Genomic DNA, 26,762 nt, shown 5'->3' with positions numbered 1-26,762 from the left:
ATTCCGCCTGGACACCGCCGGGTGTGTCGGATGGGATGAAGCGGTGAGCGCCGACACCGTGACAGACGTCTTCGAAGAGAACCGGCCCCTCCTCATGGGAGTCGCCTACCGCATGCTCGGGCGGGTCGCCGACGCCGAGGATGTGGTCCAGGACGCGTGGTTGCGCTGGTCGCGCGCCGAGCGCACGGAGGTCCGCGAGCCGCGCGCCTATCTCGTGCGCATCACCACACGGCTGGCCGTCGACCGGCTGCGCCAGGTGAAGGCGCGCGGCGAGGCGTACGTCGGGCCCTGGCTGCCCGAGCCGTACGTCACGGACTTCGGGGACACCGTCCCCGACACCTCCGAGCGCGCCCTGCTCGCCGACTCCGTCTCCCTCGCCGTGCTCGTCGTCCTGGAGTCGCTGTCGCCGCTGGAGCGCGCCGTCTTCGTCCTGCGGGAGGCCTTCGGCTACCCGTTCGCCGAGATCGCCACCCTGCTGGACCGCGGCGAGGCGGCGGTACGGCAGCTCGCCGCGCGGGCCCGTCGGCACGTCGAGGAGCGGCGGCCGCGCTACGAGGTCGACCCCGTCCAGCGCCGGGACCTGACCGAACGGTTCCTCGCCGCCGCGGCCGAGGGCGACCTCGACGGCCTGATGTCCCTGCTGGCCCCGGACACCCGTCTCGTCGGAGACAGCGGGGGCAAGGCGAAGACCCCGCGACGGGTCCTGGAGTCCGCCGACAAGGTGGGCCGCTTCCTGGTCGCGGTGGCCCCGCAGGGCGTGCAGGAAGTGTCGCTCCGGCTCATCGAGATCAACGGCGGTGTCGCCGTGCTCGTCCTGTCCGCGGGCAAGCCGGACAGTGTCTTCCAGCTGGAGGTCGTCGACGGCCGCGTCGCCACCGTCTACATCATGCGGAACCCGGACAAACTGGGGTCTCTCGCCGGCCTCTGACCCACTCCACCCGTCACTTTGGCCCCGGAGCCCTCGCCCTGTGGCGAGGGCTTTGCCGCGATGTCACCCACGCGCGCGCGAACGAACGGCTTGTGAACGCTCTGCGGCACAGGGCCTCCAGGTCTCGTCAGGGATCGAGGATTGGTCTTGACCAAGGGTGAGGGCCGCCCTATCGTCGCAGAGAAGTGCAACAACCTTTAATAAACAAGGGCGCTAAAAACCGCCGGACCACGGCTCTTGCGGAGGACAGGGTGGGGACCACGCAGCTGGAATCGGTGCCGGAACCGAAGTACTGGCAACTCAGGACCGTGCTCAGCGAGGCACTGGACTCGGAGTTCTCGGTCGGCGAGATCCTGCCCAACGAGCGCGACCTGGCTGCCCGCTTCGGTGTCGCCCGCGCCACGCTCCGCCAGGCCCTGGAGCAGTTGGAGCTGGAGGGCCGGCTGCAGCGCCGTCGCGGGGTCGGCACGACCGTCGCTCCGCCGCGCGTGGGTGTGGCCGTCGGCTCCGAGCGGCACGTCTGGCCGGGGGCCGGCGACGACGCCTGGCAGCCCGGGGACTCCGAGCAGGACGCGCCGCCCGCGGCCGTCGCCGCGGCCCTGGAGACCGGGTCCGCCGAGGTGCACGTCGTGCGCCGCTCGCGGATGTCCCACGGCCAGCGCGTCGCCACCGAACTGCTCTACATCCCGGCCTCCTCGGTGCCCGACCTGACCGCGATAGACGCGCCGTCCGGCCCCGCACGCGCGCGTGCGGTGCTGCGCGAGCTGCAGCGCCTGGACCTGGAGGGGCAGGACCGCGCCGTCGAGCTGGGCTCGGCCCGCGCGGACGACGCCAAGGACCTCGACCGGCTGCCCGGCTCGCCCGTCCTGGTCGTCACCACGCGCTTCTTCGCCGAGGGCCGCACCGCGGCGCTCTCCGTGGCGACGTACCGCGCCGACACCTGCCGGCTGACCTTCGGGGACTCGCCCGACGTCGAGATACACCACGACCCCGAGCAGCGGGCCTCCTGACGCACACCTCGTCGCCACCCGTCACACCTCGCCGCGCCCCGGAACTCCACCGGGGCGCGGTGCGTTTCCCCGGTGACGGAGCCGGCGGCGACGGCCTGAGAGGCTCACCGGCGCCGTGCGCCTGGCCGTCTCAGCGCCGTGCGGTGACCGTTCCCTCCACCGCGAACAGTTGCTCCTCCACATGGTCCAGGGCCAGTCGCAGCGCGCCCGTGGCCACGACCGCCTCGCCGAGCAGGGACAGCGTCACCCGGGGCGGCCGCAGACAGTAGCGCTCCAGTTCGCGGCGCAGGGGATCCAGGACGCCGTCCAGGCCGGCCGCCCAGCCGCCGATCACCACCAGTTCGGGGTCGAGGGCCAGGACCAGCGCGGCCACGTCGTGCACGAGCCGCTGGATGAACCGCTCGACGGCCGCCCGCGCCCGCTGGTCGCCCTTTCGCGCGAGCGCGAACACCTCGGCGACCGCCTGCTCGTCCAGCGGATGCAACGGCTCGTCGGTGGTGGACAGCAGCGTCTCCGGGGTCGCCTCCCGGCCCAGCAGATGCAGCGCGCCGATCTCCCCGGCCGCCCCGCCGTACCCGCGGTGCAGCCGGCCGCCGATCAGCGAACCCGCGCCCGGGCTCAGTCCGGCCAGCACGAACACCATGTCGTCGGTCTCCGTCGCCGCGCCCTTCCAGTGCTCGGCCACGGCCGCCGCGTTGGCGTCGTTCTCCACCAGGACCGGGCACTTGAAGGAGCGGCTGAGCCGCTCGCCGAGCCGAAGGCCCGTCCACTCCGGAAGGGCCGTGCCCAGCCGCACCGTGCCGTCCGCCTCCACGATGCCCGGTGTGCCCACGCCCACCGCGCGCAGCGAACCCCGGGATATGCCCGCCCGTCGCAGCAGCTCGGCGACCGCGCCGCGCAGACGCTCCAGCCGCTCGTCCGCCGGAGCCGTCTCGTCGACCTCCTTGGCCTGCGCGCCCAGCACCCGCCCGTCCAGGTCGGACAGGAGCGCCGCGACCCGGTGCGCGCCGATCTCCAGGCCCAGCAGATGCCCGGCCTCGGCCCGGAACCGGAAGCGGCGCGCGGGCCGCCCCTGGCGGCGTGCGGTGCCCTCCTCGGCGGCCTTCTCGACCACGAGCCCCGCCTCGATCAGTCCCTCCACGACCCCCTCGACGGTCGGCCGGGACAGGCCCGTGACCCGGGTGATCTCGGTGAGCGTCGCGCAGTCCGTGGCACGCAGTGCGTGCAGCACCACCGCGGAGTTGATCCTTCGCAGCAGCGAGGGATCGCCGCCGGTCAGCTGCCCCACCGTCCGTCCTCCCAGCTCGCGGGCGTGTTGGGCGGATCGTACTCGGCCCGGCCCACCCCGGCGAGTGCCGGGCGGCGCCGACCTGGCGGGCCTTCGCGGATCAGCCCGGCGCGACGAACCCCGACTCGTAGGCGGCGATCACCGCCTGGGTGCGGTCCCGCGCCCCGAGCTTGGCCAGCACACCGCTCACATGCGACTTCACCGTCTCCGTGCCGACGACCAGCCGTGCGGCGATCTCCGCGTTCGTCAGCCCGCGCGCCATGAGCCGCAGCACCTCCGCCTCCCGCTGGGTCAGCCGGGCCTGCGCCAGCGGGTCGCCGACCGCGCGATCACCGCCGTAACGGGCCGCGAGCTGCCGTACGGACGCGGGGAACAGCAGCGACTCACCCTCGGCCACGAGACGCACCGCGTGGACGATCTCGGCCGGCCGGGCCCGCTTCAGCAGGAACCCGTCGGCACCGGCCCGCAGGGCCTCGTACACGTACTCGTCGTCCTCGAAGGTCGTCACCACCAGGATCTTCGGCGGCGCGTCGACGGTGCGCAGCACCGCGCGCGTGGCCTCGATACCGTCCAGCAGCGGCATGCGCACGTCCATCGCGACCACGTCCGGCCGCAGTTGGCGCACCAGCGGGATCACCGCCGCCCCATCGGCCGCCTCGCCGACCACCTCGATGTCGGGCTGTGCCTCCAGCACGGCCCGCAGCCCCGCGCGGACCAGGGGTTCGTCGTCGACGAGGAGAACGGTGACCGGCATCCGGCCAGCCTAAGCGCCCCGCTGGGGAAAGTCGTGATCGGTGGTCGACCGTCCGCCGCGCCCTCGTGGCCGGTCCCGCCCACGCGGCGGCAACCGCATGGCCGACGCTGCCCCGCGCCTCTTCGGGACGATGCCGAACGGCAGCTCCACGCGCACCTGCCAGTCGCCCTCGTCCGGCCCGGTACGGGCAGTGCCCCCGAGCAGCGCGGCGCGCTCCCGGATGCCGCGCAGGCCGCTGCCCCGCCCGGGCCCGGGTATCGCGGCGGGAAGGAGACTGCGGACCTCCAGCGCGAGCGTGCCGTCGGCGACGGCCACCCGGACCCGTACGGGAACGGCTCCCGCGTGCCGCAGCACATTGGTGAGCGCCTCCTGGAGGATGCGGTATCCCTCGCGCGAGACCGGCCCCGGAAGCGCCGCCACGGGCCCGGTCACCTCGGCGTCGACCTTGGCACCGGAGGCACGGGCCGAGTCCAGGAGGCGGCCGGCGTCGGCCAGCGTGGGCCGGGCACTCACCGGCCGCTCCGACTCGCGCAGCACCCCGAGGACACGCTCCAGATCCTCCAGGGCGGCCCGGCCCGTCTCCTCGATCGCACCCAGCGCACGGTCGGTGAAATCCGGATCGCCCGCCGCCCGCGCGGCACCCGCCTGCACCACCGCCACCGTCAGGGCGTGCCCGATGGAATCGTGCAACTCCCGGGCGATCCGCGTGCGTTCCAGTAGCTGCTCGGTCCGCTCCTCCAGAGTGGCCAGCCGCTCGGCGGCGGACGGCCCGAGGAGCCGCCGCGCGCACGCCGTGACGAGCGCGCCGAGTCCGACGACCGCGCCGTACAGGGCGAGCAGAGGGAACGGCACGAGGAGGGCGTAGGCCCGGTCCGGCGGCAGCCGGTCCAGCAGCGGGAAACCGGAGGGGGCCCCTCCCCACGCGCACTTCGCCAGCTCGTACACGAGGATCGGCATCCATACCGTGGCGAACACGGCCGTCACCCCGAGGGCCATGCGCAGCTCCAGCCACAGCACCGTGCGCCACCGGTCCCGCCACGAGACCGACGGTGTCACGGAGATGCCCGGCTCCTCCTCACCGGGCGTCAGCAGCAGCCGCGCCTGCACCCCTTCGCCCATCCGAACAGCCGGAACGAGGCCGAGCGGGACGAGGAACAGCGCGGGCATCCATGGGGTCGACATGTCGATGAAGAGCCACACGCTGACCATCAGCATGGGCACCCACAGATGCAGCAGGCGCGTGTACGTCGTCCCGCGCAGCAGCGGGCGCAGCAAGCGGATCATGCGGGCGACCATGCCGCCATCGTCGCAGGCGGCACGGACATCGGCCCTCCCCCGCACGGGGGAGACGATCTCCACCGGCGGGGGAGGACCCGACCCCGCGCGCCCGGCGACGCTGGTGCCATGACCAGCATCGACCTTCGGGACCTCACCAAGGAGTACGGCGGCCGCCGGGCTGTGGACGGCCTCACCGTCAGCGTCCGCCCCGGCCGTGTCACCGGCTTCCTCGGCCCCAACGGCGCCGGAAAGTCCACCGCCATGCGGCTCGTCCTGGGCCTCGACCGGCCGACCTCCGGCGCCGCGACGATCGGCGGCCGGCCCTACGCCGAACTCGACGAACCGCTGCGCCGGGTGGGCGCCCTGCTCGACGCGCGGGCCGCCCACGGCTCCCGTACCGCGTACGACCATCTGCGCGCGCTCGCGGCGAGCAACCGCATCCCCGTCCGCCGGGTCGAGGCGGTCCTGGAGGAGACCGGGCTCGCGTCGGTGGCGCGGCGGCGGGTGAAGACGTACTCCCTCGGCATGCGCCAGCGGCTCGGGATCGCCGCCGCCCTGCTCGGCGATCCCGAGGTGATCCTGCTGGACGAGCCCGCCAACGGCCTCGACCCCGAGGGCATCGTCTGGATCCGCACCCTGCTGCGCCGGCTCGCCGCCGAGGGCCGTGCCCTCCTGGTCTCCAGCCACCTCATGCACGAGACCGCCGCCTTCGCCGACCACCTCGTCATCCTCGGCCGGGGCCGCCTCCTCGCCGACACCTCGGTCGAGGAGTTCATCCACGCGCGCGTGCGGCCCCAGGTCAGGATCCGTACCACCGACGCGGCCGGTCTCGGTGACCTGCTCACCCGCCACGGCCACGACGCCTCCCGGGACGAGCACGGCACCTGGACCGTGCGCCACGCGCGCGTGGACGACCTCGGCCGCCTCATGTCGCAAGCGGGCATCCCTGTACTGGAACTGGCCGCCCAGGAGGCCACCTTGGAACAGGCCTATTTCGATCTGACCGGCGCCGAGGCCGAGTTCACCGCCCAGCCCCAGGAGGCCTGACCATGCCGTTCTCCCCCGTCCTGCACGCCGAGTGGATCAAGATCCGCACGCTGCGCCAGCTCGTCGGCAGCCTGGCCGCGATCCCGGTGATCACCACGGCGTTCTCCGCGATCGCCGCCGTCGACGCCGACGGCACGGACCCGTTGTTCTCGGCGTTCTTCGGGGTCGGCCTCGGACAGATCGCCGCGGTCGCCTTCGGTACGACGGCCGTCGCGTCGGAGTTCCAGGGCGGCGCGCTGCGCCTGGCGCTGGCCGCCGTGCCCGACCGGCGTCGCTGGTTCGCTGCCAAGGTCACGGCGATCGCCCTGCCCGTGCTCGCGGTGGGGCTGCTCACCGGTCTGGTGACGCTCGCGGTGGGCAGGGCCCTCCTGGGCACATCCGGTCCGACCTGGGCCGAGGGACTGCGCGGGGCCGTCGGCTGCGGCCTCCACCTCACGCTGATGGCGTTGTTCGCCGCCGGACTCGCGGCCGTGCTGCGCAGCGGCGTCGCGACCCTCTCCATCCTGATCCCGTTCCTGCTGATCGTGTCCTTCGTCGTCGGCGGCCTGTCCGCGGGCGTTGCCGACTACCTGCCCGACCGTGCCGGCCAAGTGGCCCTGCACAGCACGTGGGACGGCACCCTCGGCCCCTGGACCGGGCTCGCCGTGACCGCGCTGTGGGCGGCTGCGGCTCTCCTCACCGGAGCACGGAGCGTCCGCCTCAGGGACGCCTGACGGCCCGCCGTCCAAGAGGAACAAGGTGATGGCCCCGACAAAGAGGCGGGCCGCCATGGTGCGAAGCCCGTGGACGTAGAACAGCCCGGCCGCCACTCCGCTGCGAGGGCGTGGAGCGAAGATGAGCGCGACCAACGCGATCGCGCTCATACGTCGTTGCCGCTCACAAACGCCCACGGCCCCGGCCGAAGTCATACATGTCCCGCGCCGTCGTGCGGGCGTAGTCCTGGACGACGGGGATCAACAGGGGAGCGACGTACTCGTCTTCGCCCGCCAGTTCACGGGTGAGGTCGGCCGCTTCTCTAAAGTCCCGCATCGCGTCCCCGGTCAGCTTCTTGCGGACCATGGACTTCATCTCTTCGTGCCTGCCATGCGAGGCCGGCTCGAACAGCTCGATGTCCGCCCGTTCCAGAGCCAGTTCGTTACCCATGACCGCCGCCTCCTTGTTCTTTTCGCGTGCACGTGTGTGCCCGCGCGTCACAAGGTGCGGCGGAAGGCGGAGGACAGTACAGGACAGTTGGGCCGACACTTCTTCTGTCGGCTCGGGACGTCTGCTGTCGGGTGGTGTCTGGGATACTGACCAGCACTGATGTGTCAGGTCGGAGGGTGACCACGTGAGCGACGTTGACAAGTTGGTGACGACGTTCAAGGCACTGAGTCTCGGCACCGGGCTCAGCGCCGACAGGCTGAACGAGCCCCGCTACGCAGAACTCCTCGGTCTTCTGACACCCTCCGGTGACCGGGAAGCGGCACTCCACGTGCTCGATGGGCTCATCGGTGATCTGCTCGAACCGCCGTTCGCCCAGTTCATGGACCACATCGGCCCCAAGGTGACGAAACCGGCGGTTCCCAAGGCCGTCCGTGTCGCCCTGGCCATCGGCAAGGACGACGAAGGGAACGACCTCGGCTCGCACGGGCTGTTGGACGCCCGAAGGGGGTGGGCATCGGAGGTAGCCGATGGCGGGTCGAAGGAGGATCTCTACTTCCAGGCCGGTGGTGTCAAGACGCACAGTCGTTACGAGGTACTGGGGTTCCGCGCACTTGCTCGACTGGTTCTCGCGAGAGCCGATGACCCTGCTTTCCATGAGGCGACTCAACATCGGCTCGCCCACCCTGGACTCACAGCAGGGACTGCTGAAGACCGGGCCCACCAACCGTCCCCGCCGGCCGAGTCCGAGGGCATGGCCTTCATCGCGGCACTCCGTGGAGCCTTTGGCAAGCGCCCTCTTCCCACCACGGAACGCGAGTACGCCCTTCTGGTCTATCCGTTCGTCGGCGCCGTTGCCGTGGTGGCCGTCGTCGTCACGCTGGTGGTCACCGGCGTGATACCGCTGCGCCCTCACACCAAGGACCGCCCGGACAAGGTGACGAGCGCCGGCGTACCGAGCAGCGTCAAGGTCACCAGCACGCCGCAGATCGACAACACCAGAGGTTGGGGACCGGCCCGCAAGACCTTCACCATGCAGCGCCCGGCACCGTACCCGGTGTTCAACTCGATCACCGACAACCCGACGCAGGGGGATGAGCGCAACTTCGTCCAGTGCAAGGACGCGGACGAGGGAAACGAGCGCTACGCCGACGAACTGGTGGCAAAGGACCATCACACCTACGAATGCTTCGCCTTGGTCGTGAACGACATCGCGCCGAACCTGGACTCGATCGCTTCACCGAACACCAGCGGGAACGTGGCGGCCAAGCTGCAAAAGGCGCGGTTGCGCGTCTGGTTCCCGGAGAACCACACCTACAACCCTGGCCTGACCGTCATCCTCAGCGCCGACAACTCGAATCCGTCCGAGGTCTGGGACTCCTGCAACTTCGTGGCAGCCCGGCCGGTATCGCTGCGATATGTCCTCGGCTCGGCTCGGTTGCACACCAACGGCACCCCGGACGAGGGAAATCCGTTGCCCGGTGCCGAAGACGCGCCGATTCACGACAAGGGCGCACTTCTCGGCGACAACGGCAACGGTCTCATCGGACAGAACGGCGGGTACGTGCTGTTCAAGATGTCGGTGACGCTCGGCTGACATGGAGGCCGTCCGCGACCACGTCCGGGACGAGACGGTCGCGGGCGGCTTCCGGTTCCGCCTGGGTGAAGCAGGTCAGAGGATCGCTCCGGGGGTGTAGCCGGCGGCCTCCGGGTGCTGCTTGACGATCTCCTCGATCCGGCCCACGACCACACCGACCTGGTCGGCCGCGGCGCCGGTGAAGGACAGCTTGTCCGCCATCAGCGCGGCCAGCTGCTCACGGTCGAGCGGGAGACGCTCGTCGGCGGCGAGCTTGTCGAGCAGGTCGTTGCGCTCGGCGCCCTGCTCGCGCATCGCGAGCGCGGTGGCGACGGCGTTCTCCTTGATCGCCTCGTGCGCGACCTCGCGGCCGACGCCGGCGCGCACGGCGGCCATGAGCACCTTCGTGGTGGCGAGGAACGGCAGGTAGCGGTCCAGCTCGCGGGCGATGACGGCCGGGAAGGCGCCGAACTCGTCGAGGACGGTCAGGAAGGTCTCCAGCAGGCCGTCGAGCGCGAAGAACGCGTCCGGCAGCGCGACCCGGCGCACCACCGAGCAGGACACGTCGCCCTCGTTCCACTGGTCGCCCGCCAGCTCGCCGGTCATCGAGGCGTAGCCGCGCAGGATGACCATGAGGCCGTTGACGCGCTCGCAGGAGCGGGTGTTCATCTTGTGCGGCATCGCCGACGAGCCGACCTGACCGGGCTTGAAGCCCTCGGTGACCAGCTCGTGCCCGGCCATCAGCCGGATCGTCTTGGCCAGCGAGGACGGCGCCGCCGCCAGCTGCACCAGCGTGGTGACGACCTCGTAGTCCAGGGAGCGCGGGTAGACCTGGCCGACCGAGGTGAATTCCTGCGAGAAGCCCAGGTGGCGGGCGATGCGGTTCTCCAGCTCGGCGAGCCCCGACGTGTCACCGCCGAGCAGGTCCAGCATGTCCTGCGCGGTGCCGACCGGGCCCTTGATGCCGCGCAGCGGGTAGCGGCCGAGCAGCTCCTCGACGCGACCGTAGGCCACGAGCAGCTCGTCGGCGGCGGTCGCGAAGCGCTTGCCGAGGGTCGTGGCCTGCGCGGCCACGTTGTGCGAGCGGCCGGCCATGACCAGCTCGGCGTACTCGCCGGCCAGCTTGCCCAGGCGCGCCAGGACGGCCACGGTACGGTCGCGCATCAGCTCCAGCGAGAGCCGGACCTGCAGCTGCTCGACGTTCTCGGTGAGGTCCCGGGAGGTCATGCCCTTGTGCACGTGCTCGTGCCCGGCGAGGGCGTTGAACTCCTCGATCCGCGCCTTCACGTCGTGCCGCGTGACCTTCTCGCGCTCGGCGATGGAGGCCAGGTCGACGGTGTCGAGGACGCGCTCGTAGTCGGCGATCGCCGCGTCCGGCACCTCGATGCCGAGGTCCTTCTGGGCGCGCAGCACGGCGAGCCAGAGCTGCCGCTCCAGCTTCACCTTCTGCTCGGGGGACCAGAGCGTGGCAAGCTCGGTGGAGGCGTAGCGTCCGGCGAGGACGTTCGGGATGCGGGGCTTGGCGGGCGCAGAAGTCACGTGTCCAGATTCTACTGGCGATTTGTGCAGGCCAGCGCCAGAGGGTTGTTCGGCGGAAGCTACGAGAGTCATGTCACACGGCCCGCTCCGGCCTGCTGACCAGGGCCGGAACCGTCCCGCCGACTCCTCGCACGGCGGCCCGGGGCGACGCTTCGTACGGCCGTCACGGCTGCCACTTCGTACGGCAGCCCCGGTCGCCCTTCGTGCAGCAGCTACGCCGGGCCCTCGTACGGCAGCAGCTCCGGGCGCTTGGTCGGGCGGCCGTCGCCGGACGGTGTGACACCCGCCCAGGTTTCCTGCGCGTAGGGCAGAGGGCGCGTACGGCAAGGGGGTGGCGTAATCCGAGCATCAAGGATCACCACGCCCGATGACCGTCAAGCCTCTCGTCGGAGAACCGTCTTCGCCAGACTCCAACCACCCAGCCGGCCTCCCCACCCGACACGTTTACATCGCCGCCGGCGTGGGCGGGCCCTGTCTGGCCTGCATGAAGACCTCCTGACAATGGATCCCAGCGGGCGCGACGGAGCTGAACTCTGGCAATGAGCCGGCGAAGCCCGCCCGAGCGAGATCGCAGGGGAGCGAGCCCGGCTTGGTCCAGCCGTCGATCGCACCGTGCCACAGGCTCCGCAGCAGCACGAATCGCGCGAGCTGCGGAAGGTCTTCCATGACCTGCGACCTGATCAGGTCGACAGGATCGGTCACGCCGAGGGAGCGGAACTGGGCGCACAGCGACTCCGCGGCAGCCTTCCGTGGCACGTCCAGGCTGTTCAGCCATTCCTGCCATGCTGGTTGAAGATCACTCACCGCGACAGCATGTCCTACGGTCGGGATACGAGGCAGCCTCCGGCGCATCTTCCACTGCCAGCTCACCAGACGCTGTGATTCACGGAACCGGAACTGCGGCCAGAGCCTTGAAAACCGGGGTTGAGAGCGAGCCTTGATCGTTGCAGAGCCTGCTGATCAGCTGATTAGTTGGTCGGCATGACTGAACTCGGACCCGTCGCTTGGCCGCCTGCCCCGATCAAGACCGAGAGGCTCGTGCTCCGTGAGCCCGAGGCCCGGGACCGTGCGGCGTTCATCGAGGTACTGGCGTCGCCTGAGGTGCACACCTACCTTGGCGGCCCCCGGCCGCGTGACGAGCTTGAGCGTGAGATGCCCGAGGTGCCCGAGCGGTGGCCTGGGAGTTTCGTCGTTGATCTCGACGGGGCGATGATCGGCCAGATCCTGCTCAGGAGGGCAACGGAGCATCGTCGCCCGGCAGCTGCGGGGAAGGCCGATCTCGGTTACCTGTTCCTGCCGCAGGCGTGGGGATTCGGGTATGCCGCCGAGGCGTGCGCGGCGGCACTCGATTGGTTCGACGGCGTCCTTCCCGGCGAGCCGGTGGTGCTCACCACCCAGACCGCCAACGTCGGCTCGATGCGCCTCGCGGCAAAGCTGGGGTTTACCGAGGTGGAGCGGTTTCGAGCCTGGGACGCCGAGCAGTGGCTCGGCCTGCGGTCCCCGGTCACGCCGTCCGCTTGAGCTCGTGCTCGACGGCCGCGGAGCCCCGACGCGAGGGACGAAGGTGGTCCCACTCGGAAGGAAGACCATGGTCAAGGAGCTCAGCGGCGCCACGTACCGCAAGAACGGAGGCGCTCGCTCGGCAGGTCAACGTGCTCTCGTCGTCCGGTCGTGGCCGCGACCTGTCACGGACTCGGATGCTGCGATGAAGGCTTGTACGAGGGGACGGTTGTCTCCTCGGCGGGTGGCCATGAAGATCCGGCTCATGGTGGCAGGTCCGTCGAGTTCAAGACGTTGGGCGCCTGCGGGGAGCAGTGTCGTGACGCTGTAGGGGGCGATGGTGACGCCAAGGCCGGCGGCGACGAACATGATGATGGTGTGCCAGTTCGAGCACTCTTGCGCGACCTGGACGTCGATGCCGGCGTCCCGCAACGGCTGTGTGTTCACGTCGAACGCCTGGGCTCCCGCTGAACGCGGGAACAGGATCAGCGGGTCAGCGGTCAGCGCCTTTGCTTCCACATGATCAGCTCTTGCGGCGGGGTGGTCTGTGGGGATGACGGCGACGAACCGTTCCGTTGTCAGCAGGGAGAGATCGATGTCGTCTCGCTTCTCGGCATCCCGCACGATGCCGATGTCGGCCGTGCCCCGTTCCAGGGCCGCCAGGACATCGACGGTGAAGCCGTCGTGCAGTTTGACCTGGACGTCCGGGCGGCAGCGGGAGAATTCACGGAGCCGTTCGCTGACGATCGCGGTGGCGGAGGTGATGAAGGCGATGTCCAGACGGCCGGCCTCGCCGCGCCCGACACGGCCGGCCTCGTCGAGGTCGGCCGCCAGACGGCCCAGAAGGTCCCTCGCCCGTGGCTGGAACGTCGCTCCCGCGTCTGTGAGGCGCACGCTTCGAGAGGTCCGCCGGAACAGCTCGACACCGACGATCTTCTCGAGCTGCCTGATCTGCTGCGACAGGGCGGGCTGAGCGATGTTCAGCCGCTGGGCGGCACGGCCGAAGTGGAGTTCCTCGGCCACAGCCAGAAAGTACCGCAGGTGGCGGAGCTCGATGCGCTGATCCATAGTTCAAGCTTATTGATATGGGCTATTGCTTGTATTGGACATATGAGTAAGGGGGACCGGAGGCTAGTGGGGAGCTACACCCGAAGGGAAACCCGCCTCATGCCGTACACCTCTGCTCCCACCGAGGTCTCCTCGATCGCCTCACAAAGTGATGCCGACGCGTTCCGCGCGTTGAACGAGGAGTGGATCTCCCGCCTGTTCACCCTGCAGGAAGAGGACCGGACGGTTCTCGGAGATCCGTTCGGTCGCATCGTGGGCCCGGGCGGTGATGTGCTCCTGGCGCGCGAGCAGGGCAGCGGCGCCGTTGTCGGGTGCGTCGCGCTTTTGGCTTATCCGGACGCCGTGTTCGAGCTGGCGAAGATGGCCGTGGCCCCCGCCGCGCAGGGACGCGGCATCGGCCGCCGACTCATAGCCGCGGCGACCGACCGTGCCCAGGCACTTGGTGCGACCCGACTGTTCCTCGGCACGAACAGCAAGCTGGCTCCCGCCATCCACCTGTACGAGGAAGCCGGGTTCGTCCGGATCACCCGCAACCGTCTCCCGGTGGCCGACTATTACGCCCGCGCCGACATCCTCATGGAGCTGAAGTGATGCCCCGGCCCGGAGTTCGCAATCTGCCTCGCCCCGCGGCTGCCTTCACTGACGGCCGGTTCCTCCGCACACGCGGAACCTCTGCCATGTCGTGGCAGGACCATGTGGGCGGCTGCCTCGAGGCCACCCCGTACGGGTCGACTGCACTGAAGGCGGGCCTGATGAGGGGGTCCGAGCGGCCGCGGTAGGGGTTCCCCACGTGCCCGGACCGGTCCGTGGTGCCCCCGCCGCGCGGTGCCCACGAGGCCCTGGCCTGGGGAACTCCTCTCCCGCACGCCGTGCCCGTTCTGATCGAGCGGGACGGCCTCAGCCGGCGCTGCCCCGATGCCCGGCGCCACCGGCCCACCGCTCCAGAACGACTAGTGATCCACCCGCAAGTCGTGACTTATGGGGCTCCGGGTCAGGGCCCCACCCGTCGCCAGTCCGAAACAGGGCCGGGGTTTGTGTGGTCCGCAGGGGTGACCCAGAAGGCTTTGCCCAGCTCAGCGCTGAACTGGGCGCCTGTCCGGCCGTCCCCGGAGGAGCGGCCGGTCAGGCGGCGGCCTATCCACGGCAGCAGGTGCTCGCGGGCGAAGCGCGCGTCGGCGGTGCGGCGGGCCGTCCAGCCCGGCGGCGGCGTGGCCGGTATCGGCGTGCGCCACTCGGTGTCCTCGGGCTCGTAGCCGAGCGACTGCCACACCGCCTCCGCGACCCGGCGGTGGCCCTCGGCCGTCAGGTGCAGCCGGTCCACGTCCCACAGCCGCGGGTCGCCCAGCGACGGTGCCCCGTACAGGTCGACGACCAGGGCGCCGTGCCGCGCGGCCAGGTCGTCGACGCAGGCGAAGAGTTCCTCCATGCGCGGCCGGAACCGTTCCAGGACCGGGCCCTGGCGGCCCGGGCTGCGCATCAGCACGAGCTGCTTGCAGCTGGGCGCGAGACGTTCCACGGCCTCGGTCAGCAGCCCCCGCACCCGGCCCATGTCGCACTTGGGCCGCAGCGTGTCGTTGAGCCCGCCGACGAGTGTGATCACGTCAGCGTCCATCGCGGCGGCCACATCCACCTGCTCGTCGACGATCTGCCCGATGAGCTTCCCGCGCACGGCGAGGTTCGCGTACTGGAAGCCCGGCGTGCGGGCGGCCATCCGCGCGGCGAGGACGTCGGCCCAGCCCCGGTAGGAGCCGTCGGGAAGCCGGTCCGACATGCCCTCGGTGAAGGAGTCGCCGACGGCGACGAGGCTGGTGTGCGCGGGAGGTATGGAGTTCGTCTGCATGGCGACAGCGATGGTATCCCGGCGCCATACCCGTCGGTCGGTCACCCCGGTCGGCCACCGCGGTCGCCCACCGCGGTCGGTCACCCCGGTCCGTCACCCCGTTCGCCCACCGCGGTCCGCCACCGCGGTCCGCCACCGCAGTCGGTCACCCCGGTCGGTCACGCCGGGGATCCGGCACCGTTCAGGCCGGCTGCCCGAACAGCTCCCGCAGGACGTCCTCCATGGTCACGAGCCCGGCCAGCCGGCCGTCGTCACCGATCACGGCCGCGAGGTGCGTACGGCTGCCCCGCATCGCGGTGAGCACGTCGTCCAGCGGGGTGTCCTCGCGCACCCGCGCGATGGGTCGCATGTCGCGCAGCCGGAACGGCACGTCCCGGGGCGAGGCGTCCAGCGCGTCCTTGACGTGCAGATAGCCGACGATCCGGCGGCCGACGTCGACCACGGGGAACCGGGAGAAGCCCGACTCGGCCGACAACCCCTCCAACTGCTCGGGGGTGATGCCCACGCGTGCGTAGACCACGCGCTCCAGCGGCACCACGACATCCCGCACCGGTCGGCTGCCCAGCTCCAGGGCGTCGCGCAACCGTTCCTGCGCCCGGCCGTCGATCAGGCCCGCCTGACCGGCGTCCCGGACGATGTCGGCGAGCTCGGTGTCCGAGAACGTCGCCGCGACCTCGCCCCTGGCCTCCACCTTGAGCAGCTTCAGCAGCCCGTTCGCGAAGGCGTTGACCGCGAAGATCACCGGGCGCAGGGCCCGGGACAACGCGACCAGGGGAGGACCGAGCAGCAGCGCACTGCGTACGGGCTCGGCCAGCGCGATGTTCTTCGGCACCATCTCGCCCAGCAGCATGTGCAGATAGGTCGCCAGGGTCAGCGCGATCACGAACGACACCGCGTGCCCCGCGCTCTTGGACACCCCGATCGCGTGGAACACCGGCTCCAGCAGATGCGCGATGGCCGGCTCCGCGACCACGCCCAGCACCAGCGTGCACAGCGTGATGCCGAGCTGCGCGGCGGCCAGCAGCGCGGACACGTGCTCCAGACCCCACAGCACGCTCTTCGCCCGCCGGTCGCCCTTCTGGGCGAGCGGTTCGATCTGCGAACGGCGCACCGAGATCAACGCGAACTCGGCACCCACGAAGAAGGCGTTCACGACGAGGGTCGCCACACCGATCAGCAACTGGACGACGGTCATCGCGCCCCCTCCGTCCGCTCGTCGCTCCGCTCGTCACCCAGCGGCGCGTGCAGCAGCACGCGCGCCGCCCGGCGTCCGGAGGCGTCCACCACGTCCAGCCGCCAGCCGGCGACCTCGACCGTGTCCCCGATCTCCGGTATGCGGCCCAGCTCGGTCGCGACGAGCCCGGCCAGCGTCTCGTACGGCCCCTCGGGCACCCGCAGGCCCACGCGCGCGAGCTGGTCCGTGCGGGCGGCGCCGTCGGCCGAGTACAGTGCCCGGCCGTCGCCGTCGGATCCGGCCGGCGCCAGGTCGGGCGTCTCGTGCGGGTCGTGCTCGTCGTGCACCTCGCCGACGACCTCCTCGACGATGTCCTCCAGGGTCGCCACGCCCGCCGTCCCGCCGTACTCGTCGATGACGACGGCCATCGTCCGCTTGCCGGACAGACGGTCCAGCAGCCGGTCGACGGTGAGGGACTCGGGCACCAGCAGGGGCTCACGCATCACATGGGTGACGGAGCGGCGGGGCCGCTCCTCGGCGGGCAGCGCCAGGACGTCCTTGATGTGGGCCACCCCGACGACCGCGTCGAGGCCGCCGCGGTGGACCGGGAACCGGGACAGGCCCGTCGCCCGCGTCGCGTTCGCCACGTCCTCGCAGGTGGCCTGGGTGTCGAGGGCGACGACCTGGACGCGAGGGGTCATCACGTTCTCCGCGGTCAGTCCGGCCAGGTTCAGGGTCCGCACGAACAGTTCGGCGGTGTCGGCCTCCAGGGCCCCCTCCTTCGCGGAGTGCCGGGCCAGCGCCACCAGTTCCTGCGGCCCGCGCGCGGAGGCCAGCTCCTCGGCGGGCTCGATGCCGAACCGGCGCACGAACCGGTTCGCCGTGTTGTTGAGATGTGTGATGAAAGGGCGGAAGGCGGCGCTGAACAAGCGCTGCGGGGTGCCGACCCGCTTGGCCACGGCCAGCGGCGAGGAGATCGCCCAGTTCTTGGGCACCAGCTCGCCCACGACCATCAGGAACACCGTCGACAGGGCCGTGCCGAGGACCAGCGCGACCGTGGTCGCCATGGTCGACGACAGGCCCAGCGCCTGGAACGGCCCGGAGAGGAGCTTCGCGATCGACGGCTCGGCGAGCATGCCGACCACCAGGTTGGTGACCGTGATGCCGAGCTGGGCGCCGGAGAGCTGGAAGGTCAGGTTCCGTACGGCCTTCTGCGCGCCCGCCGCGCCCCGCTCGCCCCGTGCGACGGCCCGCTCCAGCTCACCGCGCTCGACCGTGGTGAGCGAGAACTCGGCCGCCACGAAGGCACCGCAGGCGAACGACAACAGGATCGCCACCAGCAGGAGCAGCACTTCGGTCATCGGGTCACCCCCGTCCCAGGATCGGACAAGGCGGGGCGCGACGCGCGGTGTCGCGGACGGGGCGGTTCGTCCATGGGAGGACGCTCACAACCTTTCATCGAGGGCCGGACTGTCCCTCAATGGTAAAGGACTAGTAAAGCACTTTTCGCGGTTCAGTCCGTGAGGGGCTTCACCCAGCGCCGCCAGTGGTCCTCGCGGTGGTAGCCGGCCGCCGCCCAGGTGTGGTGGGCCCGCTCGTTGACCTCCAGCACCATCGCGTCCACGCGCCGGCCGCCCAGCGCCGCGAAGCGCTCCTCCGTGGCCTGCAGGAGGGCGCCGGCGACGCCCTGCCGGCGGTGGTCCGGATGCACGGCCAGGCGGTAGACGGAGCAGCGCCACCCGTCGAACCCCGCGATGACCGTGCCCACGAGGACGCCGTCACGCTCGGCGAGGAGCAGGGCCTCGGGGTCGGTCGTGACGAGCCGGGCCACGCCGTCGTGGTCGTCGCTGATGCTCGTTCCCTCCGCCGCCGTCCGCCAGAACAGCAGCACGGTGTCGATGTCCGAGAGGGCGGCGGGGCGGATGCGGAGATCACTCATGGAGCGAGCCAAGCAGAGCGCCCGACCGCCGGGCGAGGGGTTTTCCCACCGTGGGACGCCCCGCCGTCCCGGGAAGCTACGCGGGCTCCTGCGCCCGCAGCCGCTCCATCACCGGCGCGAACGCCTCCATGAACGGCTCCAGGACGGTCAGGTACGAGAACCCGAACCGCTCGCGCAGCGCCCGCACCCGCGCGACGAGCTCGTCCAGGGGACCGGCCAGCACGATGGGCAGGTCCAGCGCCTGCTCCAGGGTCAGCTGCGGCTGCCGCTCCAACAGCGGCTTGAGCGCCACCTCGGGGGTGTCGGTGACGGCCACGACCTGGAGGAGCATGTTCAGCTCCGCCGGCTCGGCCCGGCCCGCCGCCAGCTCCCGGTGGCGTGCCACGCGCCGGTCCACCTCCTCGGCGCTCACCGGCTCGAGCCTGCCCGTCGTGCTCCCCGGCACCATCCGCGCCCCGGTGAAGCCGACGACGTCCGCGTGCTCGGCGCTCAGCCGCAGCGTCCGCTCGCCGTCACCGCCGATCAGCAGCGGCACCCGGCGCTGCACCGGCCGCGGCTCGTACTCCGCGGAGCCGAGCAGCCGGTCCAACTCCTCCACCGTGCGCCGCAGGTGGTCCAGCCGCTCGCGCGGAGTGCCGAACGGCAGCCCGGCCGCCTCGTGCTCGGCCTGTACGTATCCGGTGCCGAGGCCCAGCTCCAGGCGGCCGCCGGTCAGCGCGTCCGTGGTCGCGACCTCCCGGGCCAGCAACGCCGGGTTCCAGAAACCGGCGTTGAGGACGAGCGTGCCGAGCCGCGGACGCTCGGTCGCCTCGGCGGCCGCGACCAGCGCCGGGAACGGAGCGACCATCCAGAGGTGGTCCGGGACCAGGATCACGTCGTACCCCAGCTCCTCGGCGCGACGGCACTTCGCCCGCCACTCGGCGGCGGGCGCGGGCGTGAGCAGATTGACCCCGAAGCGGAACGGACGCGACATGAACTCTCCGAAGTGTCGGGCGACTTGGACCTCGGTCGCGATTCCATCACGGGCCCGGCATCCCGGCACCGGTCCGACCCGCCCGTTCTCACCCGTGTGCCGGGGGGCGTCAGCCCGTTCACGTCATCGGCGGACGGGCGGCACCCGCACGGTCACGTCACTCGTGTGCGATCGCCGCCAGTATGTTCACCGCCGGGTCGAGGAAGACGAGGGCGCCGGGTCGAGGAAGACGAGGGCCGCGCCCGGGTTGGTGGTGGTGAAGGTGGCGATGCCGACGACCCTGACCCGGAACGTCCCCGGCTGCGCCTGCACCGTCAGCGTGTCGCCGATGCGTACGTGCTTCTTGCCCGCGGTGTCCGCGTCGAGAAGGGCCTCGCCGGCACCGTGCGGCGCATGACCGGAGGTCAGCTTCACCGGACTGCGGTGCGTCACGTACCAGGAGGTGGCGATGGTGGGCGCGCCGGTGGTCGGGCCGACGGACCTGTTGTGGCTGTCGACCACCACGACGTTCTGCACCGACACGTCGGCATGGGCCGCCGCGACCCCGTCGACCTCCACGACCCGGTCCCCGAGCGCGGCGGGCACGGTCTGGACGGCACCGGTCGGCACGGGGGAGGTGAGGTCCTCCTTGGGCTCGACCGTCACGTCGGCGGAGGTCGAGGCGAACAGCCGGTCGAAGGTGCGGGTGACGGTGTCGGAGAAGATCAGGCTGCCCGCGACGAACGCCACGGACAGCACCACGGCCAGCGCCGACAGCGCCAGCCGGCCCTTGTGCGCCAGGAAACTCCGCAGGGTCGCCTTGAGCACCGGGTCAGTCCTCCTGGGCCAGGGAGTCGTCGCCGAGCCGGCCCCGCACCACGTCGAACGCCTTCATCCGCTCCAGCACGGCCTCGGCCGTCGGCTGCTCCATGCGGTCCACGATCCTGCCGTCGGCGAGGAAGAGCACCAGGTCGGAGTGGGCCGCGGCGCCCGGGTCGTGGGTGACCATCACGACGGTCTGCCCGAGGTCGTCCACGGCGCTGCGCAGAAAGCCCAGCACCTCCAGACCGGCCCGCGAGTCCAGGTTGCCGGTGGGCTCGTCGGCGAAGATCAGCTCGGGCCGGGAGGCCAGCGCCCGCGCACAGGCCACGCGCTGCTGCTGACCGCCCGACAGCTGGGCCGGGCGGTGCGTGAGCCGTTCGCGCAGCCCGAGCGTGTCGATGACCTGGTCCAGCCACTGGCGGTCCGGCCTGGCGCCCGCGATGTCCATGGGCAGGGTGATGTTCTCGGCCGCGTTCAGCGTCGGGATGAGGTTGAACGACTGGAACATGAACCCGATCCGGTCCCGCCGCAGCCGCGTCAGCTCCCGGTCCTTCAGCCCCGTGATCTCGGTGTCGCCGAGCCACACCTGACCGGCCGAGACGGTGTCGAGGCCCGCCAGACAGTGCATCAGCGTGGACTTGCCCGAGCCGGACGGTCCCATCACGGCGGTGAAGCGGCCTCGCGTGATCTCCACGTCCACCGAGTCCAGGGCGAGTACGGCGGTCTCGCCCGAGCCGTATGCCTTGGTCAGCGCGCGGGCGCGGGCCGCGACCCCGCCTCCGGACGCACCGCCCGGCACGTCCTTCGCAGCAGCTGTGTACAAGACCGCCTCCCGGTCTCCTCGACGTCCCTGCACCGTGGTCCGGGCCGAGCGTAGTGTGACCGGCCCCACATCAGGAATCCCTCCTGGGACCGAGGAGGCGTACAGCGTGTAAGGGGCACCTTTCGCGCCCCTGCGCCCCTGCGCCTGCGGCGCCCTGGGCGCCCGACTCACGCGGCGGGCCGCCAGGCGGTGCCGAGCGTGCAGAACGAGGTGGGCAGCGCGGGGCCCTTCTCCGGCAGCAACACCTCGCGCAGCGGACCGAGTTCGAAGCCGGCGTTCCGCAGCGCGGCGACCGGCTCGCGGGCCAGATGGCAGCCGCCGGTCAGCGCGGGCCACAGCGTCCGGTCCAGGGTGCGCTGGGTCAGTGTCATCACGCGGCCACCACCCCGGCCGTGCTCGAAGAACCGCACCTGGCCGCCCGGCCGCAGCACCCGCCGCACCTCGCCGAGCGCCCGCTCCACGTCCCGCACGCTGCACAGCACCAGCGACAGCACGGCCGCGTCGAAGGCCTCGCTCTTGACGGGGAGCGCCTCCGCGGTCCCCGGCACCACGTCCACCGGCACCTCGGCACGTAGTGCGGAATCCAGCGCCAACTTCCGCAGCAGTGGCTCCGGTTCGATCGCGACGACCTCGGCGACGTGCGCCGGATAGTGGGCGAAGTTCAGCCCGTTGCCCGCGCCGATCTCGATCACCCGCCCGGACAGCCCCGCGAGCAGCCGCTCGCGCAGCCCGGCCATCCCGAACCGGGTCTCGGCGCCCACGCTGATCCGGGCGTAGTAACGGGCGAAGACCGGATGGTGGACGGGACCACGCTCAGCTTTTCCGGACCGCGCGGATGACAACCGCATGGCAACCTCCCCTCCAAGAGGACGTTCCTACGGAGATTGTCCCCCGGGAGGCCCCGGGACACCCCCATTGCGGCCCCTAGAGGGGCGGGGAACCGCGCGACCGGCGCAGACACACCCGGAGTCGGCCGCCGCCCCGCATCCCCCGTCACTCATCCGGCTCACGCCGCCTGCAACTCCTCGGGGTGCGGGGAACTGCGGGACCGAGCGCGTGCGACCGGCGCAGACGCACTCGGCCGCCGCCCCGCATCCCGCGTCACTCATCCGGCTCGCGTCGCCTGGAACTCCCCAGGGGCGCGGGGAACTGCACGACCGAGCCCGTCGCACCCGCACTCGGGCGACGGCCTCCAGCTCTACGGCGCTTCCCGCACCGCCGGGGAACTCTCCGCCTCGCGGACGCGAAACGCCTCCGCGTCCCACACCCCGTCCAACCGCGGCGCCAGCCACCCCGGTGCCGCCACACGGAATCCGGCGGGATCCATGCCGCCCGCCCCGGCGGGAATCGCGCCGAGCAGAGGGGCGTCGGAGACCACGGGGAGGTCCGCCACGTTGCAGCGGGAGGCCAGGTCCGGGGAGTTCGGCCAGCTGCCGATCACGACACCGGCCAACTCCACGCCCCGCGTCCGCAGCTCACGAGCCGTGAGCTCGGTGAAGTTGAGGGTGCCGAGCCCGGCCGGGGCCACGACCAGCACCGGAGCTCCGAGCAGCTGCGCCGCGTCCGCCAGCGTGCCGCCCGCCGGGTCGAACCGGACGAGCAGTCCGCCCGCGCCCTCCACCAGCACCAGATCGTGCTCGGTGGCCAGCTTGGCGGCGGCCTCGGCCACCTCGCGCGGGTGCACCGGGGCCATCCCGGCGCGCCGGGCGGCCGTACCGGGTGCCAACGGCTCCGGATAGCGGGCCAGTTCGGTGGTCGTCACCGGACCCGCGAGCCGCGCGACCTCGTCGGCGTCTCCGCGCTCGTCCGGCCCCACCCCCGTCTGCGCGGGCTTCAGCACGGCCACCGAACGCCCGGCCGCCAGCGCCGAGGCGGCGACGGCCGCCGTCACGACCGTCTTGCCGACCTCCGTGCCCGTTCCCGTGATCACCAGTACCGGCATGTCATCCCTCCCGCGCCGCGGCGCACACCGCGCGCGCGATCCGTGCCAGGTCCTCGTCACCCGTGACGTACGGCGGCATCGTGTAGACCAGGTCGCGGAACGGGCGCAGCCACACGCCCTCCCGTACGGCGGCCCGGGTGGCCGCGGCCATGTCCACCTCGTGGTCGAGCTGGACGACGCCGATGGCACCCAGGACGCGGACGTCCTTCACGCCGGGCAGGTCGGCCGCAGGGGCCAGCCCTTCCCGCAGGCCCGCCTCGATCCGCCGGACCTCCGCGCGCCAGTCCTGCCCGAGCAGTAGCTCGAGGGACGCGCACGCCACGGCGGCCGCCAGCGGATTGCCCATGAACGTAGGACCGTGGGCGAGCACCGGCACCTCGCCCCGCGAGATCCCGTCGGCCACGCGCGCCGTGCACAGGGTCGCGGCCATCGTCAGATAGCCGCCGGTCAGCGCCTTGCCGACACACATGACGTCCGGAGTGACACCCGCGTGCCCGGCGGCGAACAGCTCGCCCGTGCGGCCGAAGCCGGTCGCGATCTCGTCGAACACCAGCAGCACGTCGTGCGCGTCGCACGCCTCGCGCAGCACGCGCAGATAGGCGGGGGAGTGGAACCGCATCCCGCCCGCGCCCTGCACCACCGGCTCGACGATGACCGCGGCCAGTTCGTCCGCGTGCCGTTCGAGCGCCGAGCGCAGATGTTCCGCGTACGACTCCTCGTACTCGGCGGGCGGCGCGTCGGTGAACACCTGACGGGGCAGCACTCCGGTCCACAGCTCGTGCATCCCGCCCTCGGGGTCGCACACTGACATCGGGTTCCAGGTGTCGCCGTGGTAGCCGCCCCGCCACGTCAGCAGTCGCTGCTTGCCGGGACGGCCGAGGGAGCGCCAGTACTGCAGGCACATCTTGACCGCGACCTCGACGGACACGGAGCCGGAGTCGGCGAGGAAGACATGCTCGAGGCCGTCCGGTGACATGTCGACAAGGAGCTTCGCCAGCCGTACGGCCGGCTCGTGGGTGAGCCCGCCGAACATCACATGGCTCATCCGCCCCAGCTGCTCGCGCACGGCCTCGTTGAGCACGGGGTGGTTGTAGCCGTGGATCGCCGACCACCAGGACGACATGCCGTCCACGAGTTCGCCCGAGCCGTCGGCGAGCGTGAGCCGGACCCCGCTCGCCGAACGGACGACGAGCGGTTCCACCCGTCCGGGCATCGGGCCGTACGGATGCCACACGTGCCGCCGGTCCAGGTCCAGCAGCTCGGGCACGCTCAGGCCGGGCCGGCCCGGCAGGTCCTGGGGATCGTGCAGATCAGGCATTGGGCGCGAGATCCGTTCCGGCACCCCGGCGGCGGACGGCCACCAGGTCGGTGCGCGGCTCGGCCGCGGCCGGCACGGACGCCGTACCGCAGACCCCGCCGCCCGCGTGCGACCCGCACCCGGCCTCCGCCTCAGACCCGCACCCGGCCACCGCGTGCGAACCGCAGCCCGCGTCACCGTGCGAGCCGCCGCCCGCCTCCGCGTGGGAGCCGCACCCGCCCCCGGTGGCCGCCCGGTGCTCGGGCAGCGTCACCTGGTCGGAGCCCTCCACCTCGAACCCGGCGTCCGCGATCATCTCCAGGTCGGCCTTGCCGGCCTGGCCCTCGCTGGTCAGGTAGTCGCCCAGGAAGACGGAGTTGGCCAGGTGCAGCGCGAGGGGCTGCATCGTGCGCAGGTGGACCTCACGGCCGCCCGCGATGCGCACCTCCACGTCCGGGCAGACGAACCGGACCATCGCGAGGATGCGCAGGCAGCGCTGCGGGGAGAGGTTCCACTCCTTGGCCAGCGGGGTGCCCTCGAACGGGATCAGGAAGTTCACCGGAACGGAGTCGGGGTCCAGCTCGCGCAGCGAGAAGACGACGTCGACCAGGTCCTCGTCGCTCTCACCCATACCGGCGATCAGACCCGAGCAGGCGGACAGACCGGCCGAGTGCGCCTTCTGCACCGTGTCCACCCGATCGGCGTACGTGTGGGTGGTCGTGATGTCCCCGTACGTGGCCTCGGAGGTGTTGAGGTTGTGGTTGTAGGCGTCGGCGCCCGCCTCGCGCAGCCGTTCGGCCTGGCCGTCGGAGAGCAGGCCCAGGCAGGCGCAGACCTCGACGCCCTCGTTCTGGTCCTTGATGGCCTTGATGGTCTCGGAGACCCGGTCCACGTCCCGGTCCGTCGGGCCGCGCCCCGACGCCACCAGGCAGACCCGCTTGGCGCCCCCGGCCAGGCCCGCGGCGGCGGCCTCGGAGGCCTCGTCGGGCTTGAGCCAGGTGTACTTCAGGATCCCGGCCGTGGAGCCGAGCCGCTGGGAGCAGTAGGAGCAGTCCTCGGGACACAGCCCGGACTTGAGGTTGACGAGGTAGTTGAGTTTCACGCGCCGGCCGAACCAGTGCCGGCGCACCTTGCCGGCCGCGGCCACCACATCGAGCAGGTCGTCGTCGGAGGTGGCGAGAACGGCGAGAGCTTCCTCGCGGGTCGGCAGCTCGCGCCGAAGCCCCTTGTCCACCAGCGTGTTCAGCAGGTCCATGAGATCCGATCCTGTCTTACGTGACCACTCCGGGCCAAGGAGAGTTTGCACAACGGAGACGGTTCACCGTGTGGGTATTGCCACACCATGGGCGGCCGGTCGTGCCGCTAGTGTCTGTCCGCTACCTACAAAAGCATCGGAGGACACATGGCGTTCGGGTGGATCGACGAGCAGGCCGAGGCGCGCCGCCGTGCCGGACTCGTACGGACCCTGCGCCCGCGTCCGGCCGACTCGCCGCTGCTGGACCTGGCGAGCAACGACTACCTGGGCCTCGCCCACCACCCCGAGGTCGCCGAGGGCGCGGCACGGGCCGCGAGGACCTGGGGCGGCGGCGCCACGGGCTCCCGGCTGGTCACGGGCACCACCGAACTGCACACCGAGCTGGAGCGCGAACTGGCCGACTTCTGCGGCTTCGAGGCGGCTCTGGTGTTTTCCTCCGGTTATGCGGCGAACCTCGCCGCGGTCACCGCGCTGGGTCCGCACGGCTCCCTGATCGTGTCCGACGCGGGCAACCACGCCTCGCTCATCGACGGCTGCCGGCTCGCCCGGGGCACCACGCAGGTGGTCGGGCACGCCGATCCGCAGGGCGCGGCCAAGGCGCTGGGCGGGCACGAGGGGGCGGCGATCGTCGTCTCCGACACGGTGTTCTCCGTCGACGGGGACGCCGCGCCGCTGGCAGCGCTGGCCGAGGTGTGCCGGGAGCACGGGGCGGGTCTGGTCGTGGACGACGCCCACGGGCTTGGCGTGCTGGGCGACGGCGGCCGGGGTGCCGTGCACGCGGCCGGGCTGGCGGGCGCGGCGGACGTGGTCGTCTCGGCCACGCTGTCCAAGTCGCTGGGGAGTCAGGGCGGAGTCGTGCTCGGTCCGGCGCGGGTGATCGGCCATCTGGTCAACGCGGCCCGGACGTTCATCTTCGACACGGGTCTCGCCCCCGCCGCCGCGGGCGCGGCGCTGGCGGCCCTGCGGCTGCTGCGGCGCGAGCCGGCGCGGGCGGGACGGGCCCGCGCGGTCGCCGCCGAACTGCACGCACGTCTGACCGCCGCGGGTCTGGAGGCGGTACGTCCGGACGCCGCGGTGGTCTCGGTGCGTGCTCCTTCCCCGGAGCAGGCCGTGCGCTGGGCCGCGGACTGCCGTTCGGCAGGCCTGGCCGTGGGCTGCTTCCGTCCTCCTTCCGTGCCCGACGGGATCTCACGGCTGCGGCTGACAGCCCGTGCGGACCTCTCCGGGGCCGAGATCGAACGCGCTGTACGAGTGATCGACGAGGCTCGACCATGAGTCGGCGTGACATGGTCGGGTATCGCTCGAAACTGATCTGAGCTGATCAGTAGGGGTCAGTTCGGTAGGGGACGGTAACGGTCGACGCTCACCGGAGCGCGGTCAGGAAATCCGCCCAGCTCTCGGGGGAGAAGAGCAGCGCCGGTCCGGCCGGCGCCTTGGAGTCGCGCACGGCGAGCAGTCCGGCCCCGGGGCCGGAGCGCGGCCGGGCCGTCTCCACGCAGTTGTTCGCTCCGGTGCTGTAGCTGCTGCGCAGCCAACGCACGCCGTACAGATCGGTACCGGCAGGGACGTTCCGAGGCAGTGCGGTCATGG

General features: G+C 71.6%; 26 protein-coding genes and 2 pseudogenes. 8 read left to right on the top strand and 20 right to left on the bottom strand.

All coding sequences use genetic code 11. From position 1 onward, the window contains the following. Nucleotides 1-43: 43 nt before the first annotated feature. Nucleotides 44-928 (top strand): RNA polymerase sigma-70 factor, encoded by an 885-nt coding sequence (locus ACWD5D_RS36565; RefSeq protein WP_451377105.1) that lies wholly within the window; start codon nucleotides 44-46, stop codon nucleotides 926-928. Between the two features lie 251 nt (nucleotides 929-1,179). Next, nucleotides 1,180-1,938 carry a GntR family transcriptional regulator gene (locus ACWD5D_RS36560; protein WP_451377104.1) on the top strand — a complete coding sequence of 253 codons (759 nt, stop codon included), beginning with the start codon at nucleotides 1,180-1,182 and terminating at the stop codon, nucleotides 1,936-1,938. Nucleotides 1,939-2,068: 130 nt separating this feature from the next. On the opposite strand, the gene ACWD5D_RS36555 is transcribed toward ACWD5D_RS36560, so the two are convergent. From ACWD5D_RS36555 to ACWD5D_RS36545, 3 genes are all read right to left on the bottom strand, one after another. Next, complete coding sequence (locus ACWD5D_RS36555) at nucleotides 2,069-3,226, bottom strand: ROK family transcriptional regulator (RefSeq protein ID WP_451377103.1); 1,158 nt, start codon at nucleotides 3,224-3,226, stop codon at nucleotides 2,069-2,071. Between the two features lie 100 nt (nucleotides 3,227-3,326). Then, the gene (locus ACWD5D_RS36550; protein ID WP_451377102.1) at nucleotides 3,327-3,980 is read right to left on the bottom strand and encodes a response regulator transcription factor; all 654 of its coding nucleotides are present in this window, start codon (nucleotides 3,978-3,980) and stop codon (nucleotides 3,327-3,329) included. Between the two features lie 9 nt (nucleotides 3,981-3,989). Continuing rightward, the gene (locus tag ACWD5D_RS36545; protein WP_451377101.1) at nucleotides 3,990-5,264 is read right to left on the bottom strand and encodes a sensor histidine kinase; all 1,275 of its coding nucleotides are present in this window, start codon (nucleotides 5,262-5,264) and stop codon (nucleotides 3,990-3,992) included. A gap of 120 nt (nucleotides 5,265-5,384) precedes the next feature. Here ACWD5D_RS36545 and ACWD5D_RS36540 point away from each other — a divergent pair, with 120 nt between their 5' ends. Together ACWD5D_RS36540 and ACWD5D_RS36535 are read left to right on the top strand one after the other, a co-directional pair. Beyond that, a complete protein-coding gene (locus tag ACWD5D_RS36540) occupies nucleotides 5,385-6,305 on the top strand; it encodes an ABC transporter ATP-binding protein (RefSeq protein WP_451377100.1) in 921 nt (306 codons plus the stop codon). A gap of 2 nt (nucleotides 6,306-6,307) precedes the next feature. Next, nucleotides 6,308-7,018 (top strand): ABC transporter permease, encoded by a 711-nt coding sequence (locus tag ACWD5D_RS36535; RefSeq protein WP_451377099.1) that lies wholly within the window; start codon nucleotides 6,308-6,310, stop codon nucleotides 7,016-7,018. A 163-nt stretch (nucleotides 7,019-7,181) separates the two neighbouring features. Here ACWD5D_RS36535 and ACWD5D_RS36530 read toward each other — a convergent pair whose 3' ends face one another. Next, on the bottom strand, nucleotides 7,182-7,448 hold the full coding sequence (locus tag ACWD5D_RS36530; RefSeq protein ID WP_451377098.1) for a hypothetical protein: 267 nt from the start codon (nucleotides 7,446-7,448) through the stop codon (nucleotides 7,182-7,184). Between the two features lie 184 nt (nucleotides 7,449-7,632). Between ACWD5D_RS36530 and ACWD5D_RS36525 the strand changes: the two genes are divergently transcribed. Continuing rightward, nucleotides 7,633-9,042, top strand: a complete 1,410-nt coding sequence (locus ACWD5D_RS36525; RefSeq protein ID WP_451377097.1) for a hypothetical protein — start codon at nucleotides 7,633-7,635, stop codon at nucleotides 9,040-9,042. A 75-nt stretch (nucleotides 9,043-9,117) separates the two neighbouring features. Here the strand turns inward: ACWD5D_RS36525 and purB are convergent, their stop codons facing one another. From purB to ACWD5D_RS36510, 3 genes and pseudogenes are all read right to left on the bottom strand, one after another. Then, nucleotides 9,118-10,560: an adenylosuccinate lyase gene (purB, locus tag ACWD5D_RS36520; RefSeq protein ID WP_451377096.1), complete on the bottom strand. Its 1,443-nt coding sequence runs from the start codon at nucleotides 10,558-10,560 to the stop codon at nucleotides 9,118-9,120. Nucleotides 10,561-10,772: 212 nt separating this feature from the next. Continuing rightward, a pseudogene (locus ACWD5D_RS36515) lies at nucleotides 10,773-10,898 on the bottom strand (SGNH/GDSL hydrolase family protein); the annotation flags it as partial. A 106-nt stretch (nucleotides 10,899-11,004) separates the two neighbouring features. Next, nucleotides 11,005-11,364, bottom strand: coding sequence for a hypothetical protein (locus ACWD5D_RS36510; protein ID WP_451377095.1), 360 nt, complete (start codon nucleotides 11,362-11,364; stop codon nucleotides 11,005-11,007). Nucleotides 11,365-11,541: 177 nt separating this feature from the next. Here ACWD5D_RS36510 and ACWD5D_RS36505 point away from each other — a divergent pair, with 177 nt between their 5' ends. Next, nucleotides 11,542-12,081 (top strand): GNAT family N-acetyltransferase, encoded by a 540-nt coding sequence (locus ACWD5D_RS36505; protein WP_451377094.1) that lies wholly within the window; start codon nucleotides 11,542-11,544, stop codon nucleotides 12,079-12,081. A 126-nt stretch (nucleotides 12,082-12,207) separates the two neighbouring features. Here ACWD5D_RS36505 and ACWD5D_RS36500 read toward each other — a convergent pair whose 3' ends face one another. Then, on the bottom strand, nucleotides 12,208-13,128 hold the full coding sequence (locus ACWD5D_RS36500) for a LysR family transcriptional regulator (protein ID WP_451377093.1): 921 nt from the start codon (nucleotides 13,126-13,128) through the stop codon (nucleotides 12,208-12,210). A gap of 99 nt (nucleotides 13,129-13,227) precedes the next feature. On the opposite strand from ACWD5D_RS36500, the gene ACWD5D_RS36495 reads away from it, so the two are divergent. Next, nucleotides 13,228-13,719: a GNAT family N-acetyltransferase gene (locus ACWD5D_RS36495; RefSeq protein WP_451377092.1), complete on the top strand. Its 492-nt coding sequence runs from the start codon at nucleotides 13,228-13,230 to the stop codon at nucleotides 13,717-13,719. 400 nt (nucleotides 13,720-14,119) lie between these two features. Here the strand turns inward: ACWD5D_RS36495 and ACWD5D_RS36490 are convergent, their stop codons facing one another. The 11 genes and pseudogenes from ACWD5D_RS36490 to bioB all read right to left on the bottom strand — a co-directional run bounded on the left by ACWD5D_RS36490 (nucleotide 14,120) and on the right by bioB (nucleotide 25,172). Further along, nucleotides 14,120-14,968, bottom strand: a complete 849-nt coding sequence (locus ACWD5D_RS36490) for an SGNH/GDSL hydrolase family protein (RefSeq protein ID WP_451377091.1) — start codon at nucleotides 14,966-14,968, stop codon at nucleotides 14,120-14,122. 181 nt (nucleotides 14,969-15,149) lie between these two features. Further along, nucleotides 15,150-16,163: a hemolysin family protein gene (locus tag ACWD5D_RS36485; RefSeq protein ID WP_451377090.1), complete on the bottom strand. Its 1,014-nt coding sequence runs from the start codon at nucleotides 16,161-16,163 to the stop codon at nucleotides 15,150-15,152. Further along, nucleotides 16,160-17,503 carry a hemolysin family protein gene (locus ACWD5D_RS36480; RefSeq protein WP_451377089.1) on the bottom strand — a complete coding sequence of 448 codons (1,344 nt, stop codon included), beginning with the start codon at nucleotides 17,501-17,503 and terminating at the stop codon, nucleotides 16,160-16,162. The genes ACWD5D_RS36485 and ACWD5D_RS36480 overlap by 4 nt, the downstream gene beginning before the upstream one ends. A 152-nt stretch (nucleotides 17,504-17,655) precedes the next feature. Then, complete coding sequence (locus ACWD5D_RS36475) at nucleotides 17,656-18,081, bottom strand: GNAT family N-acetyltransferase (RefSeq protein WP_451377088.1); 426 nt, start codon at nucleotides 18,079-18,081, stop codon at nucleotides 17,656-17,658. Nucleotides 18,082-18,157: 76 nt separating this feature from the next. Continuing rightward, nucleotides 18,158-19,054 carry an LLM class F420-dependent oxidoreductase gene (locus ACWD5D_RS36470; protein ID WP_451377087.1) on the bottom strand — a complete coding sequence of 299 codons (897 nt, stop codon included), beginning with the start codon at nucleotides 19,052-19,054 and terminating at the stop codon, nucleotides 18,158-18,160. A gap of 216 nt (nucleotides 19,055-19,270) precedes the next feature. Continuing rightward, a pseudogene (locus ACWD5D_RS36465) lies at nucleotides 19,271-19,861 on the bottom strand (ABC transporter permease); the annotation flags it as partial. A gap of 4 nt (nucleotides 19,862-19,865) precedes the next feature. Next, nucleotides 19,866-20,678 (bottom strand): ABC transporter ATP-binding protein, encoded by an 813-nt coding sequence (locus tag ACWD5D_RS36460; protein ID WP_451377086.1) that lies wholly within the window; start codon nucleotides 20,676-20,678, stop codon nucleotides 19,866-19,868. A 167-nt stretch (nucleotides 20,679-20,845) separates the two neighbouring features. Then, nucleotides 20,846-21,526, bottom strand: coding sequence for a class I SAM-dependent methyltransferase (locus tag ACWD5D_RS36455; RefSeq protein WP_451377085.1), 681 nt, complete (start codon nucleotides 21,524-21,526; stop codon nucleotides 20,846-20,848). Between the two features lie 350 nt (nucleotides 21,527-21,876). Next, nucleotides 21,877-22,620 (bottom strand): dethiobiotin synthase, encoded by a 744-nt coding sequence (gene bioD, locus ACWD5D_RS36450; RefSeq protein ID WP_451377084.1) that lies wholly within the window; start codon nucleotides 22,618-22,620, stop codon nucleotides 21,877-21,879. A gap of 1 nt (nucleotide 22,621) precedes the next feature. Then, nucleotides 22,622-23,938, bottom strand: coding sequence for an adenosylmethionine--8-amino-7-oxononanoate transaminase (locus ACWD5D_RS36445; RefSeq protein WP_451377083.1), 1,317 nt, complete (start codon nucleotides 23,936-23,938; stop codon nucleotides 22,622-22,624). After that, nucleotides 23,931-25,172 (bottom strand): biotin synthase BioB, encoded by a 1,242-nt coding sequence (gene bioB / locus ACWD5D_RS36440; protein ID WP_451377082.1) that lies wholly within the window; start codon nucleotides 25,170-25,172, stop codon nucleotides 23,931-23,933. Before bioB ends, ACWD5D_RS36445 begins: the two co-directional genes overlap by 8 nt. Nucleotides 25,173-25,319: 147 nt before the next feature. Here bioB and ACWD5D_RS36435 point away from each other — a divergent pair, with 147 nt between their 5' ends. Continuing rightward, a complete protein-coding gene (locus tag ACWD5D_RS36435) occupies nucleotides 25,320-26,447 on the top strand; it encodes an 8-amino-7-oxononanoate synthase (RefSeq protein ID WP_451377081.1) in 1,128 nt (375 codons plus the stop codon). Nucleotides 26,448-26,535: 88 nt separating this feature from the next. Here the strand turns inward: ACWD5D_RS36435 and ACWD5D_RS36430 are convergent, their stop codons facing one another. Beyond that, nucleotides 26,536-26,760: a DUF397 domain-containing protein gene (locus ACWD5D_RS36430; RefSeq protein WP_451377080.1), complete on the bottom strand. Its 225-nt coding sequence runs from the start codon at nucleotides 26,758-26,760 to the stop codon at nucleotides 26,536-26,538. Nucleotides 26,761-26,762 lie beyond the last annotated feature (2 nt).

This window comes from Streptomyces sp. NPDC002520 (assembly GCF_053595235.1).
The sequence above is the reverse complement of the archived record's forward strand: the minus strand, read 5'-3'. Positions and strand labels throughout refer to the sequence as shown.